Source organism: Arsenophonus sp. ENCA (assembly GCF_002287155.1).
Classification (GTDB): domain Bacteria; phylum Pseudomonadota; class Gammaproteobacteria; order Enterobacterales; family Enterobacteriaceae; genus Arsenophonus; species Arsenophonus nilaparvatae.
In genome coordinates this window covers 1-10,949 of sequence record NZ_NHNG01000797.1, presented here as the reverse complement: position 1 = coordinate 10,949, position 10,949 = coordinate 1, and the positions used below count along the sequence as shown (strand labels likewise).

9 protein-coding genes and 3 pseudogenes are annotated in these 10,949 nt (G+C 50.3%); 1 reads left to right on the top strand and 11 read right to left on the bottom strand.

The window, feature by feature from the left end:
• The 3 genes from CBG25_RS20760 to CBG25_RS20750 form a co-directional block, all read right to left on the bottom strand.
• Positions 1 to 301: lytic transglycosylase domain-containing protein (locus tag CBG25_RS20760; RefSeq protein WP_290608965.1), on the bottom strand; the 301-nt coding region annotated here is incomplete at its 3' end.
• 85 nt (positions 302 to 386) lie between these two features.
• Positions 387 to 965, bottom strand: a complete 579-nt coding sequence (locus tag CBG25_RS20755) for a type 4 pilus major pilin (protein WP_290608964.1) — start codon at positions 963 to 965, stop codon at positions 387 to 389.
• Between the two features lie 48 nt (positions 966 to 1,013).
• Entirely contained in the window at positions 1,014 to 2,114 is a 1,101-nt protein-coding gene (locus CBG25_RS20750; protein ID WP_290608963.1) for a type II secretion system F family protein, read from the bottom strand.
• A gap of 110 nt (positions 2,115 to 2,224) precedes the next feature.
• Here CBG25_RS20750 and CBG25_RS20745 point away from each other — a divergent pair, with 110 nt between their 5' ends.
• Entirely contained in the window at positions 2,225 to 2,719 is a 495-nt protein-coding gene (locus tag CBG25_RS20745; protein WP_290608962.1) for an Hsp20 family protein, read from the top strand.
• A gap of 118 nt (positions 2,720 to 2,837) precedes the next feature.
• Here the strand turns inward: CBG25_RS20745 and CBG25_RS20740 are convergent, their stop codons facing one another.
• The 8 genes and pseudogenes from CBG25_RS20740 to CBG25_RS20705 form a co-directional block, all read right to left on the bottom strand.
• Positions 2,838 to 3,614, bottom strand: coding sequence for an N-acetylmuramoyl-L-alanine amidase (locus tag CBG25_RS20740; RefSeq protein WP_290608961.1), 777 nt, complete (start codon positions 3,612 to 3,614; stop codon positions 2,838 to 2,840).
• 160 nt (positions 3,615 to 3,774) lie between these two features.
• A pseudogene (locus tag CBG25_RS20735) lies at positions 3,775 to 4,080 on the bottom strand (type II secretion protein E); the annotation flags it as partial.
• Between the two features lie 1,480 nt (positions 4,081 to 5,560).
• Positions 5,561 to 5,812: pseudogene (locus CBG25_RS20730) on the bottom strand (colicin E3-like toxin immunity protein); the annotation flags it as partial.
• Between the two features lie 8 nt (positions 5,813 to 5,820).
• Entirely contained in the window at positions 5,821 to 7,191 is a 1,371-nt protein-coding gene (locus CBG25_RS20725) for a colicin E3/pyocin S6 family cytotoxin (RefSeq protein ID WP_290608960.1), read from the bottom strand.
• Between the two features lie 262 nt (positions 7,192 to 7,453).
• The gene (locus CBG25_RS20720) at positions 7,454 to 8,968 is read right to left on the bottom strand and encodes an ATPase, T2SS/T4P/T4SS family (RefSeq protein ID WP_290608959.1); all 1,515 of its coding nucleotides are present in this window, start codon (positions 8,966 to 8,968) and stop codon (positions 7,454 to 7,456) included.
• 17 nt (positions 8,969 to 8,985) lie between these two features.
• On the bottom strand, positions 8,986 to 9,429 hold the full coding sequence (gene pilP / locus CBG25_RS20715; protein ID WP_290608958.1) for a type IV pilus biogenesis protein PilP: 444 nt from the start codon (positions 9,427 to 9,429) through the stop codon (positions 8,986 to 8,988).
• Complete coding sequence (pilO2, locus tag CBG25_RS20710; protein ID WP_290608957.1) at positions 9,416 to 10,708, bottom strand: type 4b pilus protein PilO2; 1,293 nt, start codon at positions 10,706 to 10,708, stop codon at positions 9,416 to 9,418. The genes pilP and pilO2 overlap by 14 nt, the downstream gene beginning before the upstream one ends.
• A 2-nt stretch (positions 10,709 to 10,710) precedes the next feature.
• Positions 10,711 to 10,949: pseudogene (locus CBG25_RS20705) on the bottom strand (PilN family type IVB pilus formation outer membrane protein); the annotation flags it as partial.

The window sequence follows — 10,949 nt, the reverse complement described above, 5'->3', positions numbered from 1 at the left end:
CGATCTTAACGTTAAGGCAGGGCTGATTGAGTAAATCCTTAGGGTTGCGAATGACCCCCATCTTTTGGAGTTTGGGAATATGCGTTGAATTGATCTGCATCAACCCATAATCGGTGCTCAACACCCGCCCCTGTTTATCCCGATTGATATTGACCGCTCTCGCAGAGAGGCTGCTTTCCTGCTGGGCGATGGCTTTGAGCAGTTTCGGGTCAATCTGGTATATTGCGCCCGCCTCATTAAAACAAAATGCCTGTGCCGTCGTGGTCATGCTCATGGCAAGCCAAAAGGGGATAATTTTCATGTTAGCGCGCCTTAAATGCAGAAAAAGCAAAACTCGCCTTTCCTGCATGGAAAGGATGAGAAAAATTAAAAAAAGAAAGGAAAAATCAGGTATTGGATTTAAAGATAAGGGTATTCACGCCGACCGAGCCATTATCCGCTTTGCATTGCGTCCCGGCCTTTTCTGCGGTGACGGCCCCGACATTGTTGGTACCGGAAATCGAGATCTCATGTATCATCGCGCTGCCGCTCAGTTTGGTTGCCATGATGACACAGGCGTCTTGCGGCACATTCTTATAGGTCACGGAAAAGCCTTTGTTATTGGCGGAACCCTGAATTTTTTCCGGGGCAATAATCACGTCACCGCCCCAGCCGTTGGCAATCTTGGCCGCGCCGCTTGCCTTGTCACCGTTAATGGTCATGCTGCCTGGTACGCCGCCAAACTGCACCAGTGTACCGGTCATTTTGGCTCCACTGGTAAACGGGTATTCGCCCTGCGTTTTTAGCATGCCGCGGGCTTGCGTCACCAATGCCTGCACATTGGACATTTCATCGTTAAGGGTACTTTTATTAAACAGGATAGAGACGGCGCTGACAGCCAGCACAATGGCGACCGCAATAATCGCTAATACTCCCATCGCTTCCAGACTTAAAAATCCCCGGTGCAACGTTGCCTTCTTTTTCATAACGTCCTCTTTTGTGTGTGAATAAAACGACATATTATTTTTCATTCCTTACCCCATTTGATTGACCATGGTATTTAAATCGCTGCTGGCTAATAGCAGCAGCAACATGTAGCCGAACACCAACAAGAAGCAGAAAGCCGTTAAATAGCGTGATGTTTTCTTGACCTGAGAAATGGTGATCTGCAACCAGCGGTCGGCATAGCGTTCAAGGCTGTTTTCGGCTCCCGCGCTTTCGGTTAACAGCATCATCTGATTGACACACTCCCGCGAGGGGAAGTGATAGCCGCTACTTTTTAAAGCCAGTCCCAGATGTTCGCCCTGTCGCATATAATGCAGGGTTTCATTAATGCGCCTTTCCAGCCACGGACTGGCGGTTTCACCGAGCATATTCACCGCCTGCATCACCGGGATATTGACCCGCAGTAACGCGGCAATATTCAGCAAAAAGTAAACCCCCTGCACCGCGCGATACACTGACCATGGCGGCAGGTGGTCGGCGATTTTCCGGTTTGCCCAGTTTCCCATTGACCAAACAATCAGGGCGGTGAGTGCCAGCAGGCCAAACAGCAGTAACCACTCAAAATGAACCATAAATTCAGAAATGCCGGTGAGCAGGCTAAGCGCGCCCTCCCATTTTTCGCGCGGTATCAGCCTGTCCAGCTTGGGGATAAATTTGTTACACACCATGTGCATCATCAGCACCACGATGCCAAGTAGAAAGCACGGGTAGGCCAGTGCGCCGAACAGGGCGGAAACCATGGTTTTTTTGCCCTCCACAATCTGGCTGGCACGACGCAAGGCATCCGAGAGCTTGCCGGAGAGGATGCCTGAGCCAATCAGGGTAGCTTCCTGAACCGGCACCCATTCCAGTAGCACTTTTTCAAACGCCCCTTGCCCCTCATCCAGCGCAGAGAGGCAATCGGTCAACAGCACGGCGTAGGGGTGATGCTTACGCCCGAAATCGGTGGCGACATTACGCATATCCAGAAAGGCTTGCTGCAACGATTTATTGTTATCCAGCAAAAAGGCCAGCATGTCGTAGAAGACGATGCGGTCTTTGGCGGAAAAGGTTTTTTGGTAAATCCAGTGGATAGTAGTATTAATGTGAGGTTTAACAGCGATAAAATCGATATTTAATCGAAACGACATATTTTACTCCAAAAAATGGTTGGTGACTTGAAAATGTCTTATATGACCCCCATATCTTTATTGTTGAAGTCAACTTTGATCTTCGACACACAGACCCTCAAGGAGGGCATATGACTTCTTATCGTTCTTTATCTTTAATTCCTACCTTCAGTAATTATCTTCCTGATCGCATTACCCAAATGGATCGGCTGTTTAGTCGGCTAACTGGTGAAAAGCCCCTTGGCGATAATCCAGCTTATAACCTACGTCAGAAAGACAAGAATCATTATGAGCTAACGTTTAGTGTGCCGGGTTATTCACAAGATGAATTGGAGATTTCTGTGCATAATCATCAGATAACCATCAGTGGTAAAGCGAGCGATGAGAAAAATGAATCAGAAGATGAAAAAGAAGGTGTTAAATGGTTACATCAAGGCATTAGTAAAAATGGATTTTCTGTAAATTTCAGCCTTGAGCATCGAATAACGATTCAGCAAGCGACGCTGGATAAAGGGTTATTAACCTTGCAATTTACCTACGATATTCCTGAACAGGAAAAACCGCAGAAGATTGCCATTGGTGTTCAACCTGAATCAGGTCGTGTGCTTGAACACCATGCCGCGTAACCATAGCGCCCCTTGATTGGGGCGTTTAAAAATTAAATATTCATTAAAAAGTAATACTCTGTTAGACAACATTTAAAGTGGCATAAATGTACAATGTTACGGTTATTTAAAATAAATATTAACTTTGAATTTTTTTGTACTTTTCGCATAAAGCAGCTAGTATCGATACGGTTTCCGTATCCATAACTCCATCATAGTTTTTTTGACGGAAATGTAGTTGAAAGGCTCTAGTTAACTGTTTAAAACCTTCAATATTGTTTGCACTTTTGACTGAATAACCATATTTATTTAACAAGTTGATGATAATGCTACGCTCAGGTATACCTTGCGAAATAAACTTTTTCTTATACTTCTCAATTGTATCTATATCTGGCCAGGCACCAATACCTGCCTTATAAAGATCTTCCCAAGGGAAAGCCGCTCCAGGGTCACTTTTCCGCCCCGGTGCAATATCAGAATGCCCAATAACGTTAACTTGGGCGATGTCTGGGTAACGTTGTATAATATTTTTCGACAACTCAATTATGGCTTCTATCTGTTGTGGGTGGAAAGGTGGGAAAATAAACTCACCATTATTGTCCGTCGCCAGATTAACTGTTTCAATACCAATGGCGGTATCGTTGAGGTTGTTACGACCAGCCCACTCACTCACACCAGCATGCCAAGACCTCTCGTCTTCATCTACCAGATTAAATATCCGCATATTTTTAAATCCTGCATCAATGTAAGTTTGATCAGACGGATCAGGAACAAGATAATGCGCGCTAACTGAGTTACCGGTTAACATATTGACAGAACTTTTAAAATTAGCCGCTGTATAATGCATAACAAGGAAACGTACACGGCGATTAAAGCTTTTTACAGAACGATACGAGTTGTAGTCAATTGAATACATAATCCCCTCTCTTCTCTATATGTTAGTTTCATTGATAATTCAATAAAAATCATATTTACATTGTACTGTATAAATAAACAGTATATTGGGCTGATCATAAAGTCAACAATGAAAATCAGCGCATAAAAATAGCATGCGGAATTCAGTGTGGGAGAGGATTTTATTGCGGCAACAACGTATAACTGTCTTCATCAATCGGGCAAATGAAATGCGCGGCCAGTGGGTCAACCTCTCCCGCATGGATGTAGTGCAAGACGTGCTGATTACGGGTAATGCCGCCAAGCGTCCGATGCCAGTAGGTTTTCGCTGCCGCCTTGCTTTTTGTCCGGTACAGTTCAAAAAATTGCGCATCCGGGGCGATCACTTCGGCCACCACAATCCGCCCGACAATGCCATGGAAACAGTGTTCGCAGCCTTCAACATGGCGCATAAACACCTTTTCAGTCTGGCAATACTGTTCAATCAGATCGTGCTTACCTGTCAGAAAAAAGAGGGGATGTACAGGTCGTGTTAAGCGACCTGTTTTGGTTGACTGAGGTATGTGACAGTGCTTGGCAGCACGCACTGATTATCACAATTGCGTAAGCGCCCCATGTAGGACGTCTTGAATCGTTGACTGATATGGTGTATGCGATGGTTCACTACGCACTATTCTAATTCATTGTTTTGTAGAGGAATGATGCCAATACATGAAAAAACCAAGCTGTGATAGTGTCCACTTAAATTTAAGTGGACACTATCAATGGTGACAGGGCGCACTAACTTCATTTTATTCAAACCAACCCCGTAGATAACAATTAATTAAAAATCAATGAATTAAATGGTGTTGCGTGATTCGTTGGTTTGCGGCCTACAACGAAACCATAAATTTCGCAAGACGTCCTACATGGGGCGCTTAGTACGCCAGGATAAGCTGGTGACTTGAACAGAGGGTGAAAGTCCCTTCCGGGTAAGAGCCAGCCACTCGCCCGGTCCTTTAGCTATGCGCGGCAGCGGGTAACTTCTGACGTGAAGTGTTAGCAAAGGTATCCACAGGCCCGGTATTGAGCCACGAAATACATGAAATCGGAGGCGGTGATGCTGTTAAGCGAAGCAGAAACCAACAATGGACGTGCCGATATGGCAAGACACGCTCCATGCCTCCCGGGGTCGGAGACCCGGTGCATGTGGAGAAGTTCGTCATACGGAACCTGGGAGATCCTGAACCAGATCCGCGATAGCGGACCGTGGTGCCAAAGCGTAAAGACAAGGTACTGCGGGGTACAGGAAGTCGGACACGGGCATAGTACCGGAGAAATCAGTGAACAAAACATGTAACAGTGTGGCGGAATTGACGGAGGGAAGGCCCGTGACTGAGGGGAACAGCCAACGGTACGACCGCATCCGGACGCAGAGCCGGGAAAATGCGATGTCACGTCTGCTGGCCGTGCGGGAAACTGCAAAAGGGGAACCTTATGCATCGCTTCCACGCCAGTACCCGAAGTAGGAGCCGGATGCGTTAGCAGCGCACGTCCGGATCTGCGCCGGGGGTAGCCGGTAACGGCTATTCCTACCGCACCCGCATATCTAGCCAGTATTTAGCTATCAACACGCACCGCAAGTTCTATAATCAGTGGCATAGGCGCGATAAATTTCAGGGATTTATGACTGTGTCGGGTGGGGGTCACTGGATGCACCACCTCAAACGCCTGACCTTGGGTTAACTGTCTGTTTTGGGGGGTAAAGGATAAGGTGGATCCCACATTTCCCAAATCACAGTCAATGGTGCCGCCCAGCAGATGCACCTGCATCATGGCATTGGGCAAGCGGTTTCCATGGTACTGATAGCTGGCGCGCAGGATCTCCCCGCTAATTTCCGGGGTTACTGTCATGTGCCAGCTTCCGCCCTGCTCATGGGCTGAGGGGTGTCCGTGTAAATCCCAGCGTAAGGTACGCATGTCTTCCGGCCATTCGTCAGCATAATCAAACGAAACAAAATAATCATACTTATCATATTGAATTTTATGATTAAAATAGGGGTTAAGGACAGTGACCCAGTGGGATTTAACATTAAATTCGCCATTATTGACATTGTCTTCAATCGTCAAGCCTAACTGTTCAATCACAGAGCCATCATCCCGTAAATCACGCGAATACTCTTCACCAGCGATGTCATCTGCTGTTTTTTCAAACCATGATAATCTTAATTTTAATCCCATACCCCACCTCACAGATATTTTTTAATGTTGCGTCCCGGAACCGCGGGTTTAATTTGTTTACCGGTTTTAGGGTCAAAGCTGCCAATATGTTCACCGTTACTGGCCCGATATCCTTCCAGCTCACCGTGTTGGTAATCCCATTCATAAACCGTTCTTCTCTTGGCATCTATCCAGCGCCTTCTTTCTCCTGAACCATCTTGTTTTGGCGTTTTTGGCCTTTGATATTTTAAATCAGCAAATCCGGTTATATCCTGTGTCTTCGGGGGTTTATGGTAATCATGCCCGGCGGGTTTTGCGCCTTTTCTCGGCTTGTTGAACATCACATAGATCGGCTCCATCCCCGCATCGTCGGGATAGACCAGCACAATATCCCGGTGAGTTGAACCACTGGCATCCGGAAAGGGTGTAACGGGCACCGCAGGGGGACGACTTTCGCTGCCGGTATGCACGGTGACGGGCACGTCAGAAATGGGCGTTATCAACGGGCCTAATGAGGGAATATCAGCCATTACCGGCGGTGTTGTCACCAGTTTTCCGCCCGGCACGTCAGCAACCTCATGGACATACAGTCCGGTACTCACATCGTGTTTTGCTTTGACTACTTTGACCGGCTGTACGGTGGGATGCCTGACCAGATTGATTTCAATCGCTTTTTCAGCGGTTAACACACCGCGTACCGGCATGTTCACGGTACCTGAGGTATTTGCCGCCTGCTCCAGGGCTTTTTTATCCGGTAAATTCATAACCTGATGAGCGGGGAGCGCCAGTGAAAAGAAATTCTCTGGGGTTCTGCCCGGCACCTTGTCACTGCCGACACCGACCTTTGGCGAATAAGCGATTGAGGCGACTAAAAATCCTACCGGTGTCGCCGCAGCGATTTCCGCGCCAGCGCTCGCTAATGCACTGATAGCCGCGCGCAATCCGGCCACCAAAGCCGCGGCAGTCGTGTCGGTGAGGGCAACGCTGCCCACCCCGGCGACCGAGAAAACCGGGACAGGATGTGCCAGTGCCTCAGGCGTTATCATTGTTCCGGGCAGAGAAAGCGTCTTCACCTCACTCAACAAGGTGTGTGCCTGCTGATAACGCGCCCGTTGAGCCGCTATCTCGGCATTATTCGGGCCTTGATGTCGATTTCGGTCTCCACGCTCGCCACCATTGCCACCGCCACGGTGAGCATGACTGCCAGAGTGGCGATCCCTGCCTGAATAGTGGCTTATCGAGCCACGATTATCGGTTGTGGTGGCAGTACCGTCACCATGATGCGTGGTATGGCCCCCGAGATTATGACTATCATAACCGCGAGAATTATCTCGCCCGCCGAATCCGGTCCAACTGGGACTGCGTTTTTTTCTTGTGGTTTTTTCTTCTTCGTCAGCCATCAGATAACGCTCCTTACATTAATGCTGTTTATTTATACAGTAAATCTATTCTGACACGAAGTCAACGCTTCGCGGGGGGACAGATTGGTGTTGCGCGGGGTTTGTTTTTGCGATGCGCATCAGCGCATGGAAGGCGGTGTGATGGGGTGACAGGTGATGTCATAGGCCAGACCGCCGAAGCCCGTGAGCGTTATCAGGGAAGCGATAAACCCGTGTCAGTGCTAGACGGGTTTTGTTTTTAGCCCCCCTTGATTGGGGCGTTTTAGCTTTCTAACGACAACAACGTATAACTGTCCTCATCAATCGGGCAAATAAAATGCGCTGCCAGTGGGTCAACTTCTCCCGCATGGATGTAGTGCAACACGTGCTGATTACGGGTAATACCACCCAACTTACGATGCCAGTAGGTTTTCGCTGCCGCCTTGCTTTTTGTCCGGTACAGTTCAAAAAACTGCGCATCCGGGGCGATCACTTCGGCCACCACGATCCGCCCGACAATGCCATGGAAACAGTGTTCGCAGCCTTCAACATGGCGCATAAACACCTTTTCAGGCTGGCAATACTGTTCAATCAGATCACGATCGTCCTCCTCAAGCTGCCCGGCTACCCTGTGATAAGGTACTTTGCAGTGAGGACATAAGCGCTGAACCAGCCGTTGGCTTATCAACCCAATCAACAACTGCGGATCGGCCAGTAGTCTTGCGGATACCCCTTCTATTTCCAGTCGTTCAAGGATATTCAGGCCATCATTGGCGTGAAGTGTCGTCATCAGCAGATGCCCGGTCATGGCCGCTTTTAGCGCGGTGATGGCGGATTCCAAATCGCGGATTTCGCCGTTTAAAATCGCATCCGGATCACAACGCAAGGCATAGGCCATCGATAGCAGCCATGCGCGTTTGATTTCTTCGGTGTTTTTCTTATCAGCAATGATCGGCGTCTGGATTGCGCCATAAATCCGGCCTTCGGGTGGGTCTTCAATGGTTAACAGTCGCCGTATCGGTAATTTGTTGATATAGCCCCACAGCGCAAGATAGGCGTAGGAGGCGGTGCGTAGCGTGGTGGATTTCCCGGATCCGGTTGGCCCGGATAAAATCAGCATCCCTTCGGGACGGCGCAACAGGCGTTTCAGTACCCGGACTTGATCGGGCAGAAAGCCCAAGGATTCAAAATCCGGTACGGCATCGCCATCATCCTTAATCAGACGCATCACCACATACAGCCCGCCGACAGCAGGCATATGCGCATAGCGGGCACCAAATATTCCCAGCGGCTTTAAAAAGCGTTCAGCAATGCGGCCATCCTGATGAAGATTGGGGTAAAACTGTTTCTCGGTGACATCACACATCGACAGAATAATGGTGGACGCCAGCGCCATCCCTTCGTCCTTGTCGATGCAGTCCAGACATTGCAGTTCACCGTGCACCCGCGCTTCAATATAGCAAAACTGGCCGCCATCACGTCCGACGGTAAAATGCACGTCAGACGCCGATAGCGCAATGGCCTTGCGGAAGTAGCTTAATACCCGCTGCTGGTTGACGCTGTGTGCCGGCGCATCACTCGATAGCGGGAGGGCTACGTTGGCGATTTCATCCAGCGACAGGCTGGCCCAGCGGGTACGCCCCGGAAAGGCTTTTTGTACCCGGCTGACGAAATGTTGAACTTTAAAATCCTCGCGGTAATTGTCCGCGATAAAAATATCAATCATGCCGTCCTCGGCCTGTGTCACCCGCACAAAGCGGGCAATATCGGCATCGGGCTGCGGAAGGGTATTTAACATCACTCTTTTTCTCCTCATCAATAAAAGGCTAATGTGTGTTTATCGTTGCCGTCAGCAACCCGCACTTCGCGGGCGCTAATCGTCTCAATCAAAAAACGGGTGCCGGGGATCTGTTCGCCTTGCCGTAGCTCGGCCCGCTTACCATCGGACAGCACCAGACGCGCCATCAGTTGCTTGCCACTGCCGTAAATTTCTTCTACTGACGTTAAGCCTCCGGCGCGGGGCAAAATGGCCAACTCCCGGCCAGTAAGCGGTAAATTCGCTGTCCGGGCATCAATACCGCTCTCTTCCAGTTCGCGCTGAATGCGGGCGCGGGCGGCTTTGGCTTCCAGCAGGACGGTTTCGGCCTGTATCTGCTCTAACCGTTGCAGGGTGTATTCTTCCATTACCGGCGGTGTTTCGGCATAAGCTGCTGTGCTTACCCACGCCGCAATAAACAGAGCACGTTTATGATTTTGCATATAATTTTCCTTCCATCCGGTAACTTAAACGCCCCTGATTGAGCGTGATCGTGATGACGTGCAGGCGTAAACCCAGATCGTCCAGTTCATCAAACAACAGGGTGGGGGGGATGGCGGTTTCCAGTGAAAAACTAAAACTGCGCCACGGCAAAATCCGCTCTTCGCCGTTAGCGCTCACCTGACGGTTATCCTCTTCCTGTAGGTTAATGGGCAGGCGCATCCGCTGCGCAAAGGTGGTTAATCGCTGTATCTGGTTATCCGCCTCCGGCAAGGCGCGCGTATCCGGCGAGATGGTGAAGGTCACAGGTTGGCTAAACCCGCCGGTATCACCCTGACCGGGTAAATTGAAATACGGCATCGTTTGCCCGGCGTAAACCTGCTTTACCCGGTAAGCGAAATCGCCCACGGTGGCCCCAGCAGGTTTGCTGTACGCCAGCCGTAATGTCCCTTCCTGTGCACACTGCGCCTCTTTAAATCGCCAGCCTGCCAGCGACAGCGGGATTTTTTGCCAGCGTTCGGCACAGGCGCTGATAAACGGCATCAGTCGCGGGGTGTCATGCCACGGTGAGCGCAGAGCCGGGGACGTTTGCACCTGTTGCTGTGCCAGCCATGCCGCCCGTATTGCGGCCTGACGTAACGTTTCCTGATGGGTTTGAACCCCCTGCCAGCCAAAGTAACCGGCCAACATCAGGCCGCACAGGGTAAACAGACCTAACCATCGCCGCTTGCGCGATGTCACCTGAAAGCGGGCACTGGCTGGAAAACGAAGCCCGGCCAGCAAGCCGTCCAAATCAAAAGGCTGGCTACCGGCGATGTTCCAGTCAGCCGGGGCGAAAATCTGCCAGCCGCCTTCCGGCTCACGGTTAAACTGGCAAAAGTTTTTCTGCGCCTGTGCGATTGCGTCCTTGTCGCCCACCACATCGTTAATCAGCACCCCGTCGATGCTGCTAACAAAGCCGTAGCGCGCGTTATCCAGCGCGATAATGGCGTAGCCACTGCCTTTCAGTTGCCGGACGATGAGCAGTGCCAGCGCGTAACCGTCCTTGCAGCCTTTGGGCAACGTCAACGCCGCCCAATTGACCAGCCCCATCACCCACTGCGGATTTTTCTGGCTGTCCCGATAGCGATAGCTGACTACGCGATCTGCCCCTCGCCGTCGCGCTTCGCTTTTGACGTTTTTCCCTGCTCGCAATGTGACGGGGAGCCAGTCTATGCCGGCCAGAAAAACGCGGCGGCCTCGCACCATCGGCGTCGCGGTAAATAGCGGTGTTGTCGTCATTATTATCCCTCCTGCGACAGAACCGGGGTAATGAGCACAACCAGCATCCGATCACCGTCTTCTGCCTGTTGACCGCCGCCTAACCCAAAGAACCCCGGTTGACCGACGCCCTGCTTGCTTCCTTTACGGCTGGCCTGCTGAAAGCCGGATAACACCAGTGTCTGGCCGGTTTTCATTTTCACGCGCTGGGTAAAGGTTTTTAGTTGCGTATTGAGCAACTCGACCGAGCTTTCCCCGGAAG

Bases quoted from the DNA above. Each gene is read 5' to 3' on its own strand.
- CBG25_RS20755 (WP_290608964.1), bottom strand. From the start codon at position 965: ATGAAAAAGAAGGCAACGTTGCACCGGGGATTTTTAAGTCTGGAAGCG.
- CBG25_RS20750 (WP_290608963.1), bottom strand. From the start codon at position 2,114: ATGTCGTTTCGATTAAATATCGATTTTATCGCTGTTAAACCTCACATT.
- CBG25_RS20745 (WP_290608962.1), top strand. From the start codon at position 2,225: ATGACTTCTTATCGTTCTTTATCTTTAATTCCTACCTTCAGTAATTAT.
- CBG25_RS20740 (WP_290608961.1), bottom strand. From the start codon at position 3,614: ATGTATTCAATTGACTACAACTCGTATCGTTCTGTAAAAAGCTTTAAT.
- CBG25_RS20725 (WP_290608960.1), bottom strand. From the start codon at position 7,191: ATGGCTGACGAAGAAGAAAAAACCACAAGAAAAAAACGCAGTCCCAGT.
- CBG25_RS20720 (WP_290608959.1), bottom strand. From the start codon at position 8,968: ATGTTAAATACCCTTCCGCAGCCCGATGCCGATATTGCCCGCTTTGTG.
- pilP (WP_290608958.1), bottom strand. From the start codon at position 9,429: ATGCAAAATCATAAACGTGCTCTGTTTATTGCGGCGTGGGTAAGCACA.
- pilO2 (WP_290608957.1), bottom strand. From the start codon at position 10,708: ATGACGACAACACCGCTATTTACCGCGACGCCGATGGTGCGAGGCCGC.